Annotated in this window: 15 protein-coding genes; 9 read left to right on the top strand and 6 right to left on the bottom strand. The window is 41.3% G+C overall.

All coding sequences use genetic code 11. The annotated features are described in order from the left end of the window. Window positions 1–100 precede the first annotated feature (100 nt). Window positions 101–424, top strand: a complete 324-nt coding sequence (locus Q8W26_RS16515) for a pyrimidine/purine nucleoside phosphorylase (protein ID WP_101215775.1) — start codon at window positions 101–103, stop codon at window positions 422–424. A gap of 59 nt (window positions 425–483) precedes the next feature. On the opposite strand, the gene Q8W26_RS16510 is transcribed toward Q8W26_RS16515, so the two are convergent. The 6 genes from Q8W26_RS16510 to Q8W26_RS16485 all read right to left on the bottom strand — a co-directional run bounded on the left by Q8W26_RS16510 (window position 484) and on the right by Q8W26_RS16485 (window position 9105). Further along, window positions 484–2913 carry an ABC transporter permease gene (locus Q8W26_RS16510; protein WP_101215774.1) on the bottom strand — a complete coding sequence of 810 codons (2430 nt, stop codon included), beginning with the start codon at window positions 2911–2913 and terminating at the stop codon, window positions 484–486. After that, on the bottom strand, window positions 2910–3626 hold the full coding sequence (locus Q8W26_RS16505; protein WP_101215773.1) for an ABC transporter ATP-binding protein: 717 nt from the start codon (window positions 3624–3626) through the stop codon (window positions 2910–2912). Before Q8W26_RS16505 ends, Q8W26_RS16510 begins: the two co-directional genes overlap by 4 nt. Before the next feature lie 41 nt (window positions 3627–3667). After that, on the bottom strand, window positions 3668–4927 hold the full coding sequence (locus tag Q8W26_RS16500) for an efflux RND transporter periplasmic adaptor subunit (protein ID WP_101215772.1): 1260 nt from the start codon (window positions 4925–4927) through the stop codon (window positions 3668–3670). A 191-nt stretch (window positions 4928–5118) separates the two neighbouring features. Next, entirely contained in the window at window positions 5119–6390 is a 1272-nt protein-coding gene (locus Q8W26_RS16495) for a PAS domain-containing sensor histidine kinase (RefSeq protein ID WP_101215771.1), read from the bottom strand. Beyond that, window positions 6371–7729, bottom strand: coding sequence for a sigma-54 dependent transcriptional regulator (locus Q8W26_RS16490; protein ID WP_305473781.1), 1359 nt, complete (start codon window positions 7727–7729; stop codon window positions 6371–6373). Before Q8W26_RS16490 ends, Q8W26_RS16495 begins: the two co-directional genes overlap by 20 nt. Window positions 7730–7767: 38 nt before the next feature. Further along, window positions 7768–9105, bottom strand: a complete 1338-nt coding sequence (locus tag Q8W26_RS16485; RefSeq protein ID WP_101215770.1) for a diguanylate cyclase — start codon at window positions 9103–9105, stop codon at window positions 7768–7770. 335 nt (window positions 9106–9440) lie between these two features. Here Q8W26_RS16485 and secE point away from each other — a divergent pair, with 335 nt between their 5' ends. The 8 genes from secE to rpoC all read left to right on the top strand — a co-directional run bounded on the left by secE (window position 9441) and on the right by rpoC (window position 22033). After that, window positions 9441–9824, top strand: a complete 384-nt coding sequence (gene secE / locus Q8W26_RS16480; protein ID WP_101215769.1) for a preprotein translocase subunit SecE — start codon at window positions 9441–9443, stop codon at window positions 9822–9824. Window positions 9825–9828: 4 nt separating this feature from the next. Next, complete coding sequence (gene nusG / locus Q8W26_RS16475) at window positions 9829–10383, top strand: transcription termination/antitermination protein NusG (RefSeq protein WP_305473780.1); 555 nt, start codon at window positions 9829–9831, stop codon at window positions 10381–10383. 379 nt (window positions 10384–10762) lie between these two features. Beyond that, the gene (gene rplK / locus Q8W26_RS16470; protein WP_101215768.1) at window positions 10763–11191 is read left to right on the top strand and encodes a 50S ribosomal protein L11; all 429 of its coding nucleotides are present in this window, start codon (window positions 10763–10765) and stop codon (window positions 11189–11191) included. Window positions 11192–11196: 5 nt separating this feature from the next. Next, entirely contained in the window at window positions 11197–11901 is a 705-nt protein-coding gene (gene rplA / locus Q8W26_RS16465) for a 50S ribosomal protein L1 (protein WP_101215767.1), read from the top strand. Between the two features lie 375 nt (window positions 11902–12276). Next, the gene (gene rplJ, locus Q8W26_RS16460; protein WP_101215766.1) at window positions 12277–12768 is read left to right on the top strand and encodes a 50S ribosomal protein L10; all 492 of its coding nucleotides are present in this window, start codon (window positions 12277–12279) and stop codon (window positions 12766–12768) included. Between the two features lie 96 nt (window positions 12769–12864). Further along, entirely contained in the window at window positions 12865–13230 is a 366-nt protein-coding gene (rplL, locus tag Q8W26_RS16455; protein WP_101215765.1) for a 50S ribosomal protein L7/L12, read from the top strand. 479 nt (window positions 13231–13709) lie between these two features. After that, entirely contained in the window at window positions 13710–17738 is a 4029-nt protein-coding gene (gene rpoB, locus Q8W26_RS16450; RefSeq protein ID WP_101215764.1) for a DNA-directed RNA polymerase subunit beta, read from the top strand. Window positions 17739–17818: 80 nt separating this feature from the next. Beyond that, a complete protein-coding gene (gene rpoC, locus Q8W26_RS16445; protein WP_101215763.1) occupies window positions 17819–22033 on the top strand; it encodes a DNA-directed RNA polymerase subunit beta' in 4215 nt (1404 codons plus the stop codon). The last annotated feature ends 124 nt before the right edge of the window (window positions 22034–22157 follow it).

Below are 22157 nucleotides of genomic sequence, written 5' to 3'. Positions count from 1 at the left end.
CCTGAATAGCAGAAGCAGATATTAGCCCTATTGATAATGTGCTGTCAGCTAAACTGCATGCTAGATTACTTTCATTTTACGTATAAAATAAAGGTGTTTTATGTCTGAAGTAACAACCCAGTTTGAATCTGTCACTGCAATCACCCAGTCGAATATTTATTTCGATGGCAAAGTGGTCTCACACAAAATAATCCTCAGTGATGGCAGCGAAAAAACGTTGGGTGTAATGCTTGCTGGTGAATACACGTTTAATACTGAAGCAGCGGAGGTAATGGAAGTGACTCAAGGTGAAATGCAAGTGTTGTTACCGGGTCAGTCTTGGCAAGTATTTAAAGCTGGGCAGTCTTATAATGTTCCGGCGAATTCGCAATTTAGCCTGAAAATTGATGAGGCCTGTGATTATATTTGTTCTTATTTAAACTAAGATAGACGGTGATATAAAAAGGGAAACTAACAGTTTTAGTTTCCCTTTTTTACTTTTTATTATTCACTACCACGTAATGAATGGATTGCAGGACGGTTGATGAACTGCCTTAGTGGCCAGTAACAAGCGAAGAGTGCAATCAAACTAATTAATACCACGGTAACTAAAAAAACGGGTACTAACTGGAAGGAAGCGTAAACGACCAGTTCTTCATCAAAGCCAATGTAGAGAGCTAAGATAGCTAAGATACTAACGAATACACCGACGGCAACAGGTGTTGAGTTTTCTCGAATAATTAATTTAATGAGATCTTTTCTCTTCGCCCCTATTGCCATGCGAGTACCGATCTCAAAACTACGCATTTGCGTGCTATAGCTTAGAATACCGTATAAGCCGATAGTCGATAAGATGATGGTTAATATGGCTAGTACAGCGCTCGTAATCGCAGTGGTATATTGAGTGAATAGCATTTCCGCTTTCAGGCGATCTAAAGCAACCAAATTAAATACGGTAAACTGGTTAGTCACTTCTTTCAGTACTTTTACTGCTTGTTCTCGCGTGATCTCTTGCCCCGGCTCTAACTGTAGTGTCAAGGTTGTACCTGCTAAAGTGCCTGGACGATAGGCCTGAATTGGGATCTCAGTACGCCCCGGTAGAAGCGTTCCCTGAACGACACCGATAATGGTACTAGTAGAGTCTCCACCAAATTCAATCTTTTGACCAATGGCACTGCCTTCTGGAGCTAACTGTTTAGCATAGACATCATTGACTAATATCACGCGATTATGATCTTTGATATCTGCTGCACTAAAATTGTCACCTTCAAGTACTGTCTGACCTACCATGTCAAAATAGTTATTATCAATATGCTTAGTATGTGCGACATAATGAATGTTTGTGTTAAGCGCAGTTTGAGCATTTAAGTTAAAGCCATTCAACGGTGCACTAGATTGACTAATTGCTTTGACTTGTGGAAGCTCTAACAACTTGTTCTTCAATTCCGTGATTATTGGCATTAGCTCTTCACGTGGTGGCATCGTCGAAGAAGAAATAGATAAGCTCAGCGTTGCTAAATTTTCAGTCGTAAAGCCCAGTGGTTGCTGAATAGACTTCTTGGCATCTTGAAATAGGCTAATATTGATGAACACCAGTGAGGTCACTATAGCTACTTGACTAATAATCAATAGTTTTCTAATGCTTTTCGATACTTGAATTCCTGTCCCTTTACCGCTTGATTGTAACGTCGAATTTAACGCTTTATAGTTAATCATACGTGTACTTAAACGAGCAAAGAATAAAGCTAATAATAATGCGATGAGTACGGCAGAGCTTAACGTAAACCAGTTGATGGCTAGTTCGTTGACTCGTGGTAACTGTGCTGCCAAAAACGCTTTCATGACGAAGAAGCCGACAGAAGATAGCACTAATGCGATCGCTACTGAGAGCATCATAAGCAAATTGGTTTCAGCAAAAATTGTTTTAAATAAATCACTTTTTCTTGCGCCTACGGCTGCACGAATAGCTAATTGACGTTGCTGTTCAGCTGTACGAGAAATGAATAGGTTGGCAATGTTAGCACAAGCGATAAGTACCAAACCGATAACGCCGGCAAGCAATAGAAAAACTGTCTGCTCACTGTCACCCAAGATTACGTGTTTAAATGAACGACTGTCTATCTCCATATTCCAACCTTTGAAAAACTCAACCGAAGCAACGTTTTCCCGCCATTTATCATTAACTAAGGTGGTTAGTGTCTGATTAACCTGTTCGATGGTCATGGCAGAGGTTTTTTTGGCTAAAAAAAGCTGAGAGTCATTAATGTTGCCCCAAGCTTGACGTGCACGCGGGTGGGCGTGGTTATAATCCCATGGCAAGAATACATGTGCTTGTGTGCCTGTTTCATACAGTTCCGGCTCAATAAATGAGTCTGATAAAACGCCAACAATGGTAAAACTAGTCCCGCTAAAGTCCATTTTTTTACCGATGATTTGCGGGTCTTTAGCATACTCAGTTTGCCATGTTTGTTGACTAATAATGGCTACAGGGTTGTTAGTGTCTTTAGCTTCCGTTGCTTCAAATGAACGACCTAGCGCCATTTTTGCGCCGAGTAAGCTGAAGTACTCTGGTGTCACAAATGACATTTGCAAAGTTGGTTGCGATAGCGAGTTTATTAATACATCTTCAGAGACAAACAGCAAAGCTGTTTCGCTAAACATTGTTTGGTTTTCATAAAGGTGAATCAGATTTGGGTATGTATAAGCACGTCCCATCTCTTCGTCTTTATCATTGGTAATAATAGTATCAACTTTAAATAAGCTATCCTGTTCGGGGTAAGGCAGTGGCTTTGCAATTAAGACATAGGCAAGGGTTAAAATACACAGGAGTGCACCTAGAGTTGTCCCCATGGTCATTAAGATCGCACTGACAAAGCCTGGCTTTTTCTTTAGCCCTGCCCAAGCCTGCTTTTGTTGGTATAGAAATTGACTCATACAGCCTCCTGCTCAACGCTGGCAAGTGTTGGGGTGGTTAGAATCGAACCATCGAGTAGTTTAAGCTGAGTTGTTGCCATATCAGCATAACGAGGATCATGAGTTACCATACATATTGTTGTGCCGGCTTGATTGAGTTTTTCTAATACATCCATGACTTGATCGCCGCTCTTTGAGTCTAAGTTTCCTGTTGGCTCATCAACGAGTAAAATTGCAGGTTTAGCCACAAGCGCTCTTGCAATGGCAATTCGTTGCTGTTGTCCACCTGACAGTTGGTTTGGTTTATGGCTCGTTCTATGGGTCATATCAACAAGCTCTAGACATTCTAAGACGCGTTGTTTAATTTGCTCATCAGTCATTTTAGCTTTACCGTAGCGCAATGGTAGCGCAACGTTATCAAATACCGATAGCTCATCGATCAGATTAAATGATTGGAAGATAAAGCCGATTTTACTACTGCGCATTTCAGCAGCTTGATCCAAACTAAGGTCTGTCACATTATGTTCTTCAATAAAATACTCGCCGCCACTAGGCATATCTAATAAGCCTAAGATGGATAGTAATGTTGATTTGCCACAGCCTGAAGGACCTGAAATTGAAACGTAGTCGCCCTCTCGAATAATTAAGTCGATGCTTTTTAGTGCATGAGTTTCCAACTCATCAGTTTCAAAGACCTTAGCGATGTTTTTCATTTGTATTTTTATATTGCTCATAATCTGTCTTCTTTGTAATTAGTGATTTAAATAAGGTTTAATTAAGACTTAATGTCTAAAGTTTGTGATGTTGTTTTTAAATTCGATAAGTCAGAAATAATAAACTGATCATCTTTAGTGACTTTCGATGTGATCTCAATGTAACGACCGGCCTGACGACCTAATGAAACAGGAACTAACTCAGCGTTATCAGTCTGACCATTAATGCGATATAGCGACACCTGGGTGTTGGCTTTTACGTTGGCAGGGCGCTGAATATAGCTAACCCCTTTTAACGTATCAGCGGTGATGGTGCCATCAACACTAAGCATTGGGCGCGCGCTTGCAGGTAAATTCTTTGGAAGGGCTATTTCAACTTCAACAGTATTGTCTGCAACGATAGGATCAATACGTGAAATAACACCATCAATTTTATCGCGACGCGTATCTACGATTGCCTTTTGGCCGACCATGATTTGTTGGGCTTGACTTTGTGGAACACGAATTAAAGCGATTAAGTCAGTGACACTACCAATTAATGCGATTTCCTGTCCGGGTGTTAAGCTTTGTCCTAACTCCACTGACAAGCGCTGTAAAACACCGTCAAATCCGGCACGTACTGTTAGTTTGTCGAGACGAGCCTGTGAGATATCAAGTAACCCTTGCTGCTGTAAAACACGCTCTTGGGCAATATTTACAGACTCCTCATGGACTAAATTCAATTGATGTAAGCGTTGTTTTAATATGTTGATGCGCTTTTTTAACTGCTGCTCATTTAGCACTGTTTGCTGATAATTTAGTTTTGACACAATGCCTTGTTCGGCTAATTTCTGCTCAGCCTGCTTTTTTAAAGACGCCGTCTCATAGTCCGCTGTTATTTGTGCGAGCATTGCAGATTCATTGAGCTTTTCACGCTGATTATTCAACTTTAATTGACGTAAATTAGCACTCGCTTGTGCTAGGTCTCGTTTAGCACTGTCGAGTTGCTGTTGTAGTTCTGGATTATCGAGCTCAACGATAACGCTGTCTGCTTTGACTGTTGCACCTGGCTTGAGCACGATTTCTTTAACTGTAGCTCGTGAAAATGTTGTGATGAGTTGCTGTTTGTCTGATTTCAAAGCGCCATAGCCTTCGATGACTACAGCGAGATCACCGTGTTTTACTTTATCGATGATGATGCTGCCGCGAGCAACGCTAACAGAGCTAGTAGATTGATTTGCCCAAACGGCTAAGGTGATTAGTAATAACAAACCACCAAAGATAGTTAACGCATTCTTTGATAGTGGTAATTTACTGTGCTGCTTTTTTTTAACTACATCCATAATAAACAATTCTATTTGTTGATAACAATAACTAGGTAAGCGAATAATGTGCCAGTTTTTGTTTTTGTTTAATATCATAGGTTTATGTTTATTTTGTGGTGTGGTTAAGGTTTGGTAGTCCGATATCGAACTACCAAATTTCAAAAGTGAACTGGTGATAATGCAGAGGAGGCGGCTGAGAATTGTGAAAATTAAGTTTTAATGGGGAGTGTTATTGCAACAGTAACCCCATGGTCTGAATTATTTGTTAACTCAATTTGTCCATTATGTTGGGTGATAATATTACGACAAAAACTTAACCCAATTCCTTGACCTTCGGGTTTAGTTGTAAAGAGCGGTACAAACAAATTATCTAAATTGGCAAAGCCGTGGCCATTGTCAGTTAAAGTAATATGAGCTTTACTTTGGTGCTGTGAGAAGTGCAGCGTGATTGTGGTGGCTGACGCTTCAATGGCGTTTTTGATTAAATTAATGAGGACTTGCTCGATGAAAGTTTGATCGGCCCACAGCCACTGAATATTTGAGCTTTCAATAATTAGAGTGTGCTGGTTAAATAAACCAGTTAAACGTTGTTTGAGAGATTGAATCTCTACATGGCTTGGATTTAAATTGAATTGTTGTGATAGCGAAGAATAACGGCTGACGAAGTCTTGTAGGTGGTGGCAACGTTCAGAAATTAAATCGAGGGCCTGTTTATCTCGGGGTTTTTCTGCACGGGTAGCTAAGCCTTCGGCGAGTGATGACACGGGGGTTAAGGAGTTGCGTATTTCATGGCTCATGACACGGATAATTTGATGCCATGCGGCTTGCTGACTATCGCGCAATGCCGTTTCAATATTGGTAAACACTAATAGCTGGTGTGTTTCTCCGTCATCGATAAATTGACTCTGACTTACTTGCCACTGTTGCTCTTTTTCGGCTAAAGACCACCTGTTTTCATGTTGGACTAAGCCCAATAGTTTAGGTGAAGCATTACGATACATTTGCCACGGTTGAGCATAGAGCTGTGAAAACGCACCGTTGGCATAGCTTAGTTTATTATTTTTATTAAACACTAGAATAGGAGTGTCTAATTGATCGATTAATTGATAAACCAAAAAAACATGCTGATCATACCGAGACTTTTGGTTGGCTAAATATAAGCTTAATTGCTTTAATTGGGCATGGAATTTAGCCACTTGACCATGGGCGAAGTCTGATTTAGCGAATTGGTTATAGTCCTCGGCTTGCACTGACTCTAAGTGGAGTAAACCGCGATCAAAGGCGGATATGATTTTTTTAAACCAGTGGCTCATTAACCAAAGTTGCACACTAGCAATGACGCCTAAGATAATGGCGCTATCCCAGCTTGACCACGAAAATTGTAATAGTAACAACCAGCTTAAACCAAGAATCACAGCCGCGATTAATAAAAAACGCATGACTAAGTACCATTCAAGCGAGTTATTTTTGTAATTGCTCATATTTTTCTATTCGTCTATATAGAGAAGACTTTGTTAGTCCGAGGAGTTGAGCTGCTTTGGGTATGTTTTGCTCTGTCGTCGCTAAGGCTTGTTCGATCAGGCGGACCTCTGCTTGTTCTAATGTCATAAAAGGCAGAGATTGGCTTTGCTTTTGTGGCGTAAGCGGTAGATTATCTGCATTTAGGGTATTAGTACTATTTGAATGTAGTAAAATCGCTCTTTCGATAACGTGGCTCAGTTCACGAATATTACCGGGCCAAGGGTAAGATAATAAAGCCGTTTTTGCACTATTATCTAATGCAACTGTTGGTCTATTATATTTTTGAGCGTACTGGCTTATGAAAAATTGAGCAAGAGGTATAATATCATCGGTTCGCTCGTTTAATGACGGCATACGAAATTCCAAAGTGTTTAAACGATAAAACAGATCTTCTCGAAACTTCTCTTCACTAATTAATTTCTCGAACTCACCATTTGATGCACTGATGAAGCGGCAGTTAGACGATTGTGTTTTACTTGACCCCAATACCTCAAACTCACCAGACTCAACAACTCGCAATAACTTTGCCTGCTGAGACATTGGTATATTCGCAATCTCATCAAGAAATAAAGTACCTGCCTGAGCCAGCTCAAATCGACCGATGCGGCTACTTTTTGCGTCGGTAAAAGCGCCCTTGGTATGGCCAAACATTTCACTTTCAAATAGTGATTCTGAAATAGCTCCCATATTGACACTAATGAAAGGGGCGTTACAACGATGAGATAGTTGATGGATATGTTTAGCCATTTGGCTTTTTCCTGTGCCATTATCTCCGGTGAGTAATATAGAAACATCGGCACTAGCGACACTTTCTAATTGGCTAATCAGTTGAACCATACATGGAGATTGCCATTGATAGCTGGCCTCTTTCTTTGGCTCCAAGCGCTGTTTTAATTGTTGATTTTGATTTTTTAATCCAGCTAACGCAAGCTGCTGTGCAATGATCTGTAAGAGACGCTGATTTTTCCAGGGCTTTTCGATAAAGTCGCTAGCACCAATTTGCATTGACTTGACTGCTAATTCAACATTTGACCATGCAGTCATCGCAACAGCGGGTAAATTGGGTTCATGTTTAGCAAGCCAACGCAATAGGTCTAATCCCTCATCACCGGAAGTCGTATCAAGAGAATAATTCATATCTAATAAAATGAGATCTACTTGCTGTTCTTTGATGATTTGTTGTGCTTGGACTGGGGATTGGGCTTCAACAAAAGCATAATTATTATCTTCAAGGATAAAACTAACGCTCATACGAATATCGGGTCGGTCATCGACGACTAAAATGGTAGGTTGATTCAAAGGGGGCGCTCCATGTCGCTAGATATGTTTTACACAGGTTAAGTATCGTAATCCGGCGTCGCACAAATAGCACGATTACGCCCTAATGCTTTTGCTTGATATAGCGCACTATCGGCAAGCGATATTAAGGATTCTGGGCTTGACGTTTTTAAAAGTGATGGTGCGGCCACACCGATGCTTACGGTGATGTTAACAGTTTGCTGGTGATAAATAATTGTTAATGCTTCTACTGTTTTAGTTAATTTTTGAGCAAAGCGTTCAGCAGCGTCTAATTGAGTATTAGTCGCTATAATTGCAAACTCTTCTCCGCCATAACGGACAAACACATCGCTTTGTCGTAAATTTTCTTGAATTTCTTTAGCAAAACATTGCAGTACATAATCTCCGCAATCATGGCCATAGGTATCGTTTACTTTTTTAAAGTGATCTAAATCGAGCATTAATAGGGAGAAGTTACTTTTATAGCGTTGATATCGCTTAATTTCGTTGTGCAATGAATCAATAAAATGGCGTCTGTTTCTGATCCCCGTGAGTGGATCGTGAGTCGCGAGGCGTTGCAATTCAGCGCGAGCAACTTTATGTTGTTCAATTTCTTGATGCAGGTTTTTTGTTTTTAAACGTATCGTCTCTTCACGCTGTGCTTTTTGTGCGGATATCCGATTAACTAATGATCTTACGTGATAGATTGCTAGTGCGCTAATCAAACTCAGGATGATAAAAATCGCGCTATGGATAAAAGTGTTTTGATTGTGAAGAGGATCGAGTCGCTGTTCGAGGCGCTCAATGGGGTAATTAAAACTCACGGCGCCGAGTAAGTCTGCAGTTTGGTTGTCCTTATGACAATCTAAGCAGCTTTGTTCAGCGAACAGGGGGGCAATATAATAAAACTGCCCGTTTCGTTCTTCTATATGACGTTGTGAATCATCTAACAGCGACTGTAACACTTTTATTTGCCAAGTACTGGCTTGGTTAGCGGGGTTTAGTGGTTGAGTTGAAATTAATTGAAATTCAACCGAGTCTTTATCGAGTAGCAAACTTAGCTGAGAGAGAATTTGCCCGGCAGATAATTGAGTCAGCGCTACTCCATCACTTGTTTTAATATCTTTATTTTTAATATCAAAATAGGGACTTGATGGTGTTTTTTCAGTGAGAGGGACATAGATAGCTTCATGGCTGCTAGCCCAAGTCATGATAATATCTGAAAGATTCTTACTCATTTCACCACGCATTGTGAATGCTTGATGGCTAGAGCTTTGGATTATTTGATGATTCCAATAGAATGATGAAAAAGTCAGTACAGCCCATATTGAAATAGGCAGTATCATTGCAAACGGAGATTGCAAAAACTTTTCGAATGATGCACGTCGTTTAATCAAAAATATTCCAATGTTAGGTGTTACCCTAATCTTAATTTTAGTCTAAAGTATTAGCCACAACGCCATCGATTGTATTACACCAATGGATGATAAAACAATCTAATTATGGCTTCTCACTCACATTTTTTAAGTGTTGTCACCGCTTAATACCTTGCTATATCTTGTGGTTCAAATTACAATAACGCGCTAATTTTTTTAAGCCCTGTTTCGACAGGGCTTAATTTATGGTCGCTATTTAGAGATACTATGTGTTCTAAATAGCGATGTAATGAACTGTGAATCCCCTTGGGCAGTAAGCCTTTGGGTAGCGATACAACTATTGGGACAGTGGTAAAATGAACGCAACAAATACTGAAAGCCAGGGCGGGTCGATGGATCTAGCTAAATGGATTGTCGTCATCGGATTATTAGCTGGTGCTGTTGTAGGTAACTATATCTACGGTGAAGAAGTTTCTGTGTTAATACGTGCGATTGGCGTGTTAGCTGCAGTAGGTGTTGCAATGGCTGTTGCTTCGCAAACAGAGAAAGGTCGTGATGCAATTGCATTCGCGAAGGAATCTCGTCTTGAAATTCGTAAAGTCGTTTGGCCAACACGTAAAGAAGCTATTAATACAACATTAATCGTATTAGCAGCAACAGGTGTGATGGCATTAGTCCTATGGGGACTAGACGGCATTTTAGTCAGAGTCGTTGGCTTTATTACAGGCATCCAGGTTTAATATTATGTCAGAAGAACAACCAAAATTTAGATGGTACGTTGTACAAGCCTTTTCAGGTTACGAACAACGTGTACAGAAAACACTTATCGAGCATGTTGCTATTCACGAGATGGAAGATCTTTTCGAAGAGATTCTTGTTCCAACTGAAGAAGTTGTCGAAATGCGTGCAGGTAAAAAGAGTAAAAGTACTCGTAAATTCTTCCCAGGCTACGTGTTAGTTAAAATGGTGATGAATGAAGATAGCTGGCATTTAGTGAAGAACGTTCCTCGCGTAATGGGCTTCATTGGCGGAACAAGTGACCGCCCTGCGCCGATATCTTCAGCTGAAGCTGAGCGTATCCTACAACGCTTACAAGACTCTGTTGACTCTCCTAAACCGCGCACACTATTTGAAGTGGGCGAGATTGTTCGTGTTAACGATGGTCCATTTGCTGACTTCAATGCAACAGTTGAAGAAGTGGATTACGAGAAAAGTCGCGTAAAAGTGTCTGTTCTTATCTTTGGTCGTTCAACTCCAGTAGAACTAGAGTTTGGCCAAATCGAAAAAGACGACCAATAATTAATTACCTCGTCGCTGTTAGGCACAACCTCTGTGTCGAACGTGCTCACAAATTTATCGGGAATAGATTTGAACGACACAGTCGGCTCGGAGAGCGTAAGGCAGGAAGCCTGAAGTACTTACATGCGTAAGCTGCGCGCGTTCTCCTAGAGTTTGCACCAAACAGCTTTGAGATAAATTAATTATTTTTATCTAAGAGATATTGTAATTTAAGGTGAATTGCTGGTGTATTTAACTTAGTTGGTTAAATAACTAGCAGTTTACTTGGCAGGGCGGCGAATTATCGCTATAATTCGCCGCCCTTAATTAACGGGAAGCTGAAGGTAGGTCTAAATTAGACGTATTAATAGGCGTTATACCCACACTAGGAAATAGAAAAATGGCTAAGAAAGTCCAAGCTTATATTAAGCTACAGGTTGCTGCTGGTGCAGCTAACCCGTCACCACCGGTAGGTCCTGCATTAGGTCAACACGGTGTTAACATCATGGAATTCTGTAAAGCGTTCAACGCAGCAACAGATTCACTTGATAAAGGTGCTCCAGTACCTGTAGTTATCACAGTTTACAACGATCGTTCTTTCACGTTCGAAACTAAGACTCCACCTGCTGCTTACCTTCTTAAGAAAGCTGCTGGTATCAAGAGTGGTTCAGGCCGTCCAAACACTGAAAAGGTTGGTACTGTAACTCGTGCACAGTTAGAAGAAATCGTTGCTACTAAAGCAGCTGATTTAACTGGTGCTGATTTAGAAGCGAATGTTAACTCTATTGCCGGCTCTGCTCGTGCAATGGGTCTGAACGTAGAAGGATAAGAATAATGGCTAAATTAACTAAGCGCATGAAGCTTATCCGTGAAAAGACTGATTCACTAAAAGCTTACGATATCAACGAAGCAGTTACACTTTTAAAAGAATTAGCAACTGCTAAATTCACTGAAAGTGTAGATGTAGCGGTTAACCTAGGTGTTGACCCACGTCGTTCTGACCAAAACGTTCGCGGCGCGACTGTTTTACCACACGGTACTGGTCGTAACGTACGCGTTGCTGTATTCACTCAAGGTGCAAATGCAGAGAAAGCTAAAGAAGCTGGTGCAGACATCGTTGGTATGGATGACCTAGCTGCAGCTGTTAAAGGCGGCGAAATGAACTTTGACGTAGTTATCGCATCTCCAGATGCAATGCGCGTTGTTGGTCAGTTAGGTACTATCTTAGGCCCACGTGGTTTAATGCCTAACCCGAAAGTTGGTACTGTAACTCCAGACGTTGCTACAGCAGTTAAAAATGCTAAAGCTGGTCAGGTTCGTTACCGTAACGACAAGAATGGTATCATCCATTCTACAATCGGTAACGTTAGCTTTGATAACACTCAAATTAAAGAAAACCTAGAAGCACTGCTTATCGCTTTAAACAAAGCTAAGCCATCTGGTGCTAAAGGTACTTTCCTTAAGAAAGTTACTTTGTCTACTACAATGGGTGCTGGTGTTGAAATCGACCAAGCAACTATCGAGACAAAAGCTAGCTAATACTATTTAGTATTATCTTAGGGCGTGATCACAAACGTTGGTTAATTTGACACTTGTTTTATTAGTCAACTGCTGTATAATTTTGCGCCCTAATGGGTTGAGGTTTGACAGATTAGTAGATGATTATTTCATTTATTAAGGTCAAGCTCTCGTCCAAGACCGTAGGAGCTGCGATTGACTGAAGTCACCTAGTTTACTAGTGATTTCGTAAAAACAACGCTTAATCGTATTTGTAAAAAGTATGTCCTACGCAGACGGTGTGAATCCAAACATTCCTATGTTTTGTTTTTTTACCGTGTTCACACTCTAAGTTGTTTTGATTTAGGGTTTTACTAAAGTTCCGAGTTATCTCGGAGTGAACCAGGAGTTATGCCAATGGCATTAAGACTTGAAGACAAAAAAGCAATCGTTGCTGAAGTCAATGAGGTCGCCAAAAGCGCTCTGTCTGCAGTAGTTGCTGACTCTCGTGGTGTTACTTTAGGTGCAATGACAGCTATGCGTAAGCAAGCTCGTGAAGCTGGTGTTCATGTACAAGTTGTACGTAATACGCTAGTTAAACGTGCTCTAGTTGGTACTGATTTTGAGTGTCTATCTGATACTTTCAAAGGTCCAACTCTGATTGCATTTTCAAGTGAACATCCGGGTGCTGGTGCTCGTATCTTTAAAGACTTCGCGAAAGCTGAAGAAAACTTTGAAGTACTAGCTGCTGCATTTGAAGGCGCTTCTTGTGACCCAGAAGTTCTTGCAACGCTTCCAACGAAAGACGAAGCTATTGCACGACTAATGAGCGCAATGAAAGAAGCTTCTGCTGGCAAACTTGTTCGCACTATTGCGGCAATTCGCGATCAGAAGGAAGAAGCAGCGTAATCTCTCGATATCGAGACTTTATCACTGTTTTTATAATCAATTTTTTAGAACGCAAATTCATCTTGAATTGTGTTCACAATATTAGGAATGTATACCATGTCTGTATCTAAAGACGATATCCTAAACGCTGTTGCTGAAATGTCAGTAATGGACGTTGTAGAACTAATCGAAGCAATGGAAGAAAAATTCGGCGTTTCTGCTGCTGCAGCTGTTGCTGTTGCTGGTGGTGCTGCTGAAGCTGCTGAAGAGCAATCAGAATTCGACGTAATTCTTGCTTCTTTCGGTGACGCTAAAGTTGCTGCAATCAAAGCTGTTCGTGGCGCTACAGGTCTAGGCCTTAAAGAAGCTAAAGCTATGGTTGAATCTGCTCCAGTTGCCATCAAAGAAGGCGTTGAGAAAGCAGAAGCTGAAGAGCTTAAGAAAACTCTGGAAGACGCAGGTCTTACAGTTGAACTTAAATAAGGTTAACCCTTATTTGAGTGCCGCCTAGTTATATTGCATAATTAGGCGCAAGGCTGGTGATTTTATAATCACCAGCCTTTTTGCGCTAAAAAACATGGCAGATTTCACACTATTTACGCCATGAGTTTTACTACCAATTGTATTAATTAACTGACCAATTTTGTAACGAGGATAAACGGATTAGAGCAAGGCATTTATTATCATATATAGTTGTTCTACATAGATAATAAATAACGCGGCTATCATTCGTTTAGACCGTGAAAAATGTTCAGGTTATTAAGGAAATTGGTAAACATACTTATTTGATGATGTCAGACTCAATTTGAGAGCTATTGTTAAATTTAGTATCCAGTCCCTACCAGAGATTACTGGGTAGGTTCTTACCAAAAGTGTTATTATTTTCGCGGTTATTTAGGTGGTAAATCAATACCATAAAGCTAGATAACAGTTGTCAAACGTCAGCTAATTCGAGGAAACCAATGGTTTACTCTAGTAACGAAAAAAAACGTATCCGTAAGGATTTTGGTAAGCGTCCTCAAGTGGTTGAAATCCCACAGCTTTTGGATATCCAAAAGGACTCTTTTGCCAGATTTATCAGCATGGATCACGAAGGTGAGCTTGGTTTAGAAGCCGCATTCCGATCTATTTTCCCTATCAAGAGCTTTTCTGGCTATGCAGAACTGCAATATGTCAGCTATAAGCTAGGTACACCAGTATTTGACGTTAAAGAATGTCAAATCCGTGGTATCACTTATAGTGCGCCATTACGCGTAAAACTTCGTTTAGTATTATTTGATCGTGAAGCACCAAAAGGGACTATCAAAGATATTAAAGAGCAAGAAGTTTACATGGGCGAAATCCCATTAATGACTGACAATGCGACTTTTGTAATCAATGGTACAGAGCGTGTTATCGTTTCTCAATTACACCGTTCTCCTGGTGTATTCTTCGATCATGATAAAGGTAAAACACATTCATCAGGTAAGATCCTGCATAATGCACGTGTTATTCCTTACCGTGGTTCATGGTTAGACTTCGAATTCGATCCTAAAGATGCTGTATTCGTACGTATCGATCGTCGTCGTAAACTACCTGCGTCTATTATTCTTCGTGCCATGGGCATGGAAACTGAAGAGATCTTAGATCTATTCTTTGAAACTACAGGTTTTGCGATTAAGCGCGGTAAGATCATCATGGATCTTTACCCGGATCGTTTACGTGGCGACACTGCTGTATTTGATATTAAAGATGCAGAAGGTGAAGTGATTGTTGAAACGGGTCGTCGTATTACAGCGCGTCACGTTCGTCAAATGACAAAATCAAAACTAACAACAGTAGAAGTACCTACTGAATACGTTATTGGTAAAGTGGTAAACCGTACTCACGTTAACAGTGATACAGGTGAAGTTATCATCAATGCTAATGACGAGATTACGTTAGAAAGCTTAGCTGCTATGTCAGAAGCGGGTATCAAACAGTTCGATACTATCTACTTCAATGACCTAGACAACGGCCCATTCATGTCAGACACATTGCGTGTTGATTCAACAACGAATCGCTTAGAAGCGTTAGTTGAAATCTACCGTATGATGCGTCCTGGTGAGCCACCAACGAAAGATGCTGCTGAAGGTTTATTCGAAAACTTATTCTTCAATGAAGAGCGTTATGATCTATCTAAAGTAGGTCGTATGAAATTTAACGCTCGTGTTAATAGCGATGAAGATTTAAGCACGGGCACGTTATCGAAAGAAGATATTATCGCGGTTATGAAAACCCTGATTGATATCCGAAACGGTAAAGGCGAAGTGGATGATATCGATCACCTTGGTAACCGTCGTATTCGTTCAGTTGGTGAAATGGCTGAAAACCAATTCCGCGTTGGTTTAGTACGTGTAGAACGTGCTGTAAAAGAGCGTTTATCTCTTGGTGACTTAGCTGAAGTTATGCCACAAGATTTAATTAACGCTAAGCCTATTTCTGCTGCTGTTAAAGAATTCTTTGGCTCTAGCCAGTTATCTCAGTTCATGGACCAAAATAACCCATTATCTGAAGTAACTCATAAGCGTCGTATCTCTGCATTAGGCCCTGGTGGTTTAACGCGTGAACGTGCTGGCTTTGAGGTTCGAGATGTACATCCGACTCACTACGGTCGTTTATGTCCAATCGAAACGCCTGAGGGACCAAACATCGGTCTAATCAACTCATTAGCGTCTTACGCTAAAACCAATGATTACGGTTTCTTAGAAACACCATACCGTAAAGTAGTTGATGGCGTTGTTACTGATGAAGTTGATTTCTTATCAGCTATCGAAGAAACAAACTTCGTTGTTGCACAGGCTTCTGCGATTATCGATAAAGATAACCGCTTAGCTGAAGAATTAGTTGCTTGTCGTACTAAGGGTGAATCTACCTTTATGCACGGTGATCAAATTGACTATATGGATGTATCACCACAGCAAATTATTTCTGTGGCTGCATCGATTATCCCATTCCTAGAGCATGATGATGCTAACCGTGCCTTAATGGGTGCGAACATGCAACGTCAGGCCGTACCAACTCTAAGAGCTGATAAGCCATTAGTTGGTACTGGTATGGAAAAAACTATCGCAGTTGACTCTGGTGTTACCATTGTTGCTAAGCGTGGTGGTGTGGTTGATTACGCTGATGCTTCTCGCATTGTAGTTAAAGTTAACGAAGATGAGTTAGTCGCTGGTGAAGCGGGTATCGATATCTACAACTTAACGAAATATACGCGTTCTAACCAAAATACCTGTATTAACCAACGTCCAACAGTAATGTCTGGCGAAGTGGTTGTTAAAGGCGACGTGATGGCCGATGGCCCATCAACAGATATGGGTGATTTGGCACTAGGCCAAAACATGCGTATCGCGTTCATGCCTTGGAACGGTTATAACTTTGAGGATTCGATTCTTGTTTCTGAGCGTGTAGTTCAACAAGATCGTTTCACCACAATCCACATTCAGGAATTAACTTGTATCGCTCGTGATACTAAGTTAGGTAGTGAAGATATCACTGCTGATATTCCAAATGTTGGTGAAGCAGCATTAAGCAAGCTTGATGAGTCAGGTGTTGTTTACATCGGTGCTGAAGTTAAAGGTGGCGACATCTTAGTAGGTAAAGTGACACCTAAAGGTGAAACACAACTTACTCCTGAAGAGAAGCTATTAAGAGCTATCTTCGGTGAAAAAGCATCGGACGTTAAAGACAGCTCGCTGCGTGTACCAAACAGTGTAAGCGGTACGATCATCGATGTTCACGTATTTACCCGTGACGGTGTTGAAAAAGATAAGCGTGCATTAGAAATTGAACAAATGCAGCTTAAAGAAGCGAAGAAAGATTTAACTGACGTTTTCACTATCTTAGAAGATGGTATTTTTGAACGTGCAGAGAAATTACTACTTGCTTCTGGTTTAACACAAGCTCAGTTAAGTGCAATGCCACGTCGTGAATGGTTAGAGCAAACGTTAAATGACGAAGCTAGCCAAACTGCATTAGAGCAAATTGCTGCTCAACACGCTGAAACTAAAGCTGATTTCGATAAGCAGTTTGAGAACAAGCGTCTTAAGATCACTCAAGGTGCTGACTTACAGCCTGGCGTACTTAAGATTGTTAAAGTTTACCTTGCTGTTAAGCGTCGCATCCAACCGGGTGATAAGATGGCTGGTCGTCACGGTAACAAAGGTGTTATCTCTAAACTTTGTCCTGTGGAAGATATGCCGCATGATGAGACTGGTCGTACGGTAGATATCGTACTTAACCCACTGGGTGTACCGTCTCGTATGAATATCGGTCAGATCTTAGAAACTCACTTAGGCTTAGCGGCTCGTGGTGTTGGTGACCAAATTACTGAAATGTTAGCAGAGCAACGTCAAATTGCAGAGTTACGTGATTACATCCAACGCGCATACGCCATTGGTAAGTGTGATCAAAAAGTAGATCTCAGTGAATTTAGCGACGAAGAAGTGATTCGCCTAGCGAAGAACTTACAAGGTGGTCTGCCAATGGCAACACCGGCGTTCGATGGTGCAACGGAAGCTGAAATCAAAGAAATGTTGAAGCTTGCTAAGTTACCAGAGTCTGGTCAGCTAACATTATTTGATGGTCGTACTGGTGATCAGTTCGAGCGTCCTGTAACTGTTGGTTACATGTACATGCTGAAACTAAATCACTTAGTTGATGACAAAATGCATGCTCGTTCTACTGGTTCTTACTCACTTGTAACTCAGCAACCACTAGGTGGTAAAGCTCAGTTCGGTGGTCAGCGTTTCGGTGAGATGGAGGTATGGGCACTAGAAGCATACGGTGCTGCATATACACTTCAAGAAATGCTAACTGTTAAGTCTGATGACGTTAACGGTCGTACCGAGATGTATAAAAACATCGTTGATGGTAAGCATGATATGAATCCTGGTATGCCGGAATCGTTCAACGTATTGTTGAAAGAAATCCGCTCTCTAGCGATCAACATCGAGCTTGATGAAGAGTAAGCCCAATCTAGCTTTATAGATTGAGATTCGAATTTGTGGTGCACGGTAAAAGTGCACCTTAACTCCTCTAGGAGATAAAAGTGAAAGACTTACTGAAGTTTCTAAAGCAGCAGAACAAAACCGAAGAATTTGATGCAATCAAAATCGGTCTTGCTTCTCCTGATATGATTCGTTCATGGTCATTTGGTGAAGTTAAAAAGCCAGAGACTATTAACTATCGTACCTTTAAGCCTGAGCGCGAAGGTTTATTCTGTGCTCGTATCTTTGGTCCAATCAAAGATTACGAATGTTTGTGTGGTAAATACAAGCGTCTGAAGCACCGTGGTGTTATCTGTGAAAAATGTGGCGTTGAGGTTACTCAATCTAAAGTTCGTCGTGACCGTATGGGCCACATCGACTTAGCAAGCCCTGTTGCTCACATTTGGTTCTTAAAATCATTACCGTCTCGTATCGGTCTATTATTAGATCTAACATTACGTGACATTGAACGTGTTCTTTACTTCGAATCATTCGTTGTTACAGAGCCGGGCATGACAGATCTAGAAGCGTCTCAAATTCTTACAGAAGAAGAGTATTTAGATGCACTAGAAGAGCACGGTGATGAGTTCGAAGCTAAGATGGGTGCAGAAGCGGTATTAGCGCTTTTAGGCCAATTAGAATTAGCTCGAGAAATCGAAGAAATGCGCGAAGAGTTACCGTCAATTAACTCTGAAACAAAGCGTAAGAAAATCACTAAGCGTCTTAAATTAATGGAAGCATTCCACGAATCAGGTAACAACCCTGAGTGGATGATCATGACTGTATTACCAGTTCTTCCGCCAGATCTACGTCCATTAGTACCACTAGAAGGTGGTCGTTTTGCGACATCTGATCTAAACGATTTATACCGTCGTGTAATCAACCGTAACAACCGTCTAAAACGTCTTCTAGACTTAGCTGCTCCAGACATTATCGTACGTAACGAAAAGCGTATGTTACAAGAGTCTGTTGATGCACTATTAGATAACGGTCGTCGTGGTCGTGCTATCACAGGTTCTAACAAGCGTCCGCTTAAATCTCTTGCTGATATGATCAAGGGTAAGCAAGGTCGTTTCCGTCAGAACTTACTTGGTAAGCGTGTTGATTACTCTGGTCGTTCGGTAATCACCGTAGGCCCTACTTTACGCCTGCATCAGTGTGGTCTACCTAAGAAAATGGCACTTGAATTATTCAAGCCATTTATCTACGGTAAACTAGAATCACTAGGCATGGCGACTACCATCAAAGCTGCGAAGAAAATGGTAGAGCGTGAAGTTGCTGAAGTTTGGGATATCTTAGAAGATGTTATCCGCGAACATCCAGTAATGCTTAACCGTGCACCTACTCTTCATAGACTAGGTATCCAAGCGTTTGAACCAGTACTAATCGAAGGTAAAGCGATTCAGCTTCACCCATTGGTTTGTGCGGCTTATAACGCCGATTTCGATGGTGACCAAATGGCGGTACACGTACCGTTAACTATCGAAGCTCAGCTTGAAGCACGTGCGTTAATGATGTCAACGAATAACATCCTATCACCAGCTAATGGTGAGCCGATCATCGTACCTTCACAGGACGTTGTATTGGGTCTTTACTACTTAACACGTGATTGTGTTAATGGTAAGGGTGAAGCGATGGCGTTCACTGATATTGATGAAGTAGAAAAAGCTTACCGTACAGGTTTTGCTGAACTTCATGCACGCATCAAAGTACGTATTACAGAATATCAAAAAGACGAGAACGGTGAATTAGTTGCTTCTACTAAGCTAACTGATACGACTGTTGGTCGTGCGTTATTCTCACGTATTATGCCAAAAGGCTTATCATACAGCTTGCTAGACAAGCCGTTAGGTAAAAAGCAAATCTCGACGTTACTAAACACGTGTTACCGTGAAGTTGGCTTAAAAGATACTGTTATCTTCGCTGACCAACTCATGTACACCGGTTTCAGCTACGCAACTATTTCTGGTTGTTCGGTTGGTATCGATGACATGGTAATCCCTGATGAGAAAGAAACGCTAATCAACGCTGCACAAGCAGAAGTTGCTGAGATTCAAGAGCAGTTCTCTCAAGGTCTTGTAACCGCAGGTGAGCGCTATAATAAAGCGATCGATATCTGGGCTGGTACTAACGAGAAAGTTTCTAAAGCGATGATGGACAACTTATCGACTGAAACGGTGATTAACCGTGATGGCGAAGAAGAGACTCAACCGTCGTTTAACAGCGTATTTATGATGGCCGACTCGGGCGCTCGTGGTAGTGCTGCACAGATTCGTCAGCTAGCGGGTATGCGTGGTCTGATGGCTAAGCCGGATGGCTCAATCATCGAAACGCCAATCATTGCAAACTTCCGTGAAGGTCTAAACGTACTTCAGTACTTTATCTCTACTCACGGTGCTCGTAAAGGTTTGGCCGATACGGCACTTAAGACGGCTAACTCGGGTTACTTAACTCGTCGTTTAGTAGATGTTGCACAAGATTTAGTTATCTCTGATACAGATTGTGGCACATTAGACGGTCTAATGATGACACCATTAATCGAAGGTGGTGATGTTGTTGAACCACTACGCGAGCGTGTATTAGGTCGTGTAGTTGCGGAAGATATTATCAAGCCTGGTACAACAGACGAAGTATTAGTTGAGCGTAATGTAATGCTTGATGAAGCGTTAGTTGACATGCTTGAAGCTAACTCCGTTGACCAAGTTAAGGTACGTTCTATTATCACTTGTGACTCAGACTTTGGTGTTTGTGCCAACTGTTACGGTCGTGATTTAGCACGTGGTCACTTGATTAACATGGGTGAGGCAGTAGGTGTTGTTGCTGCTCAATCAATCGGTGAGCCGGGTACACAGCTTACGATGCGTACGTTCCATATCGGTGGTGCAGCATCTCGAGCTTCTGCTGAAAATAACGTTCAAGTTAAAAATGCAGGTACTATCAAGCTACATAATTCTAAGCATGTTGATAATGTTGATGGCAAGTTGGTTATCGTTTCTCGTTCGTCAGAGTTAACGATCATCGATGAAATGGGCCGTGAGAAAGAGCGTTATAAAGTGCCTTACGGTACTATCTTAGAGAAAGGTGATGATGCTGAAGTTGCTGCTGGTGAAATCGTAGCAAACTGGGATCCGCATACGCATCCAATCATTACTGAGGTACAAGGTAAGGTTCAATTCGTTGACTTAATCGATGGTATTACCATGGATAAGAAGACAGATGAACTAACTGGTTTATCATCTGTTGTTGTTATTGATGCTGCACAACGTGCTGCTGCTGGTAAAGAGATGCGTCCTGCTGTTAAGTTAGTTGATGATAAAGGTAATGATGTCTTAATCGCTGGTACTGAAGTACCTGCTATTTACTTCTTACCTGGTAACGCAATCGTTAACCTTGAAGATGGTGCAACGGTAAATGTTGGTGATGCATTAGCGCGTATTCCACAAGAAAGCTCGAAAACTCGTGATATCACGGGTGGTCTACCTCGCGTAGCCGATTTATTCGAAGCTCGTAAGCCAAAAGAGCCTGCGATTCTTGCTGAAATCAGCGGTACAATTTCATTCGGTAAGGAAACTAAAGGCAAGCGTCGTTTAGTAATTACTCCAGCTGATGGTAGCGATCACTATGAGGAAATGATTCCTAAGTGGCGTAACCTGAACGCGTTCGAGGGTGAGAAGGTTGAAAAAGGTGAGGTTATTGCCGATGGACCTGAGTCGCCACATGATATTTTACGCCTGCGCGGTATTACCGACGTAGCGAACTATATCGTGAACGAAGTTCAAGACGTTTATCGTCTACAGGGTGTAAAAATCAATGATAAGCACTGTGAAGCAATCATTCGTCAAATGCTACGTAAGTGTACTATTACCTTCACTGGTGACAGTAACTTCTTAGTTGGCGAAACGCTTGAGTATTCTCAAGTTAAAGTTGCTAACCGTGAATTGGAAGAAGCGGGTAAAGAGCCTGCACGTTTTGAGCGTAACCTAATGGGTATCACTAAAGCGTCGCTTGCAACTGAGTCATTCATCTCAGCTGCATCGTTCCAAGAAACAACACGTGTACTAACGGAAGCCGCAGTAAGTGGTAAGTCTGATGATTTACGTGGTCTGAAAGAAAACGTAATCGTTGGTCGCTTAATTCCAGCGGGTACTGGTTTCGCTTATCATCAAAATCGTCGTAACAAAGCTGAAGAGCCTGAAGTGACGAAGATTGATACTGACGAAGCTGAAGCTAACTTAGCGGACCTATTAGGTTCACTAGGTGACGATAGCGCTTTATAATGAAGACTCTTGAGCTTAATGCTTAAATGAAAAAAGGCTCCTTCGGGAGTAATGCCGATCAGTTAAGTAAAAAATAACTTGAAAAATGGCTCAATGAGATCAAAATCCGATGAATGCTTTTCAT

Origin of the sequence: Psychrobium sp. 1_MG-2023 (assembly GCF_030689115.1) — a bacterium.
GTDB lineage: Bacteria > Pseudomonadota > Gammaproteobacteria > Enterobacterales > Psychrobiaceae > Psychrobium.
This window is presented reverse-complemented; position numbering and strand designations above follow the sequence as displayed.

Bases quoted from the DNA above. Each gene is read 5' to 3' on its own strand.
- Q8W26_RS16515 (WP_101215775.1), top strand. From the start codon at position 101: ATGTCTGAAGTAACAACCCAGTTTGAATCTGTCACTGCAATCACCCAG.
- Q8W26_RS16510 (WP_101215774.1), bottom strand. From the start codon at position 2,913: ATGAGTCAATTTCTATACCAACAAAAGCAGGCTTGGGCAGGGCTAAAG.
- Q8W26_RS16505 (WP_101215773.1), bottom strand. From the start codon at position 3,626: ATGAGCAATATAAAAATACAAATGAAAAACATCGCTAAGGTCTTTGAA.
- Q8W26_RS16500 (WP_101215772.1), bottom strand. From the start codon at position 4,927: ATGGATGTAGTTAAAAAAAAGCAGCACAGTAAATTACCACTATCAAAG.
- Q8W26_RS16495 (WP_101215771.1), bottom strand. From the start codon at position 6,390: ATGAGCAATTACAAAAATAACTCGCTTGAATGGTACTTAGTCATGCGT.
- secE (WP_101215769.1), top strand. From the start codon at position 9,441: ATGAACGCAACAAATACTGAAAGCCAGGGCGGGTCGATGGATCTAGCT.
- nusG (WP_305473780.1), top strand. From the start codon at position 9,829: ATGTCAGAAGAACAACCAAAATTTAGATGGTACGTTGTACAAGCCTTT.
- rplK (WP_101215768.1), top strand. From the start codon at position 10,763: ATGGCTAAGAAAGTCCAAGCTTATATTAAGCTACAGGTTGCTGCTGGT.
- rplA (WP_101215767.1), top strand. From the start codon at position 11,197: ATGGCTAAATTAACTAAGCGCATGAAGCTTATCCGTGAAAAGACTGAT.
- rplJ (WP_101215766.1), top strand. From the start codon at position 12,277: ATGGCATTAAGACTTGAAGACAAAAAAGCAATCGTTGCTGAAGTCAAT.
- rplL (WP_101215765.1), top strand. From the start codon at position 12,865: ATGTCTGTATCTAAAGACGATATCCTAAACGCTGTTGCTGAAATGTCA.
- rpoB (WP_101215764.1), top strand. From the start codon at position 13,710: ATGGTTTACTCTAGTAACGAAAAAAAACGTATCCGTAAGGATTTTGGT.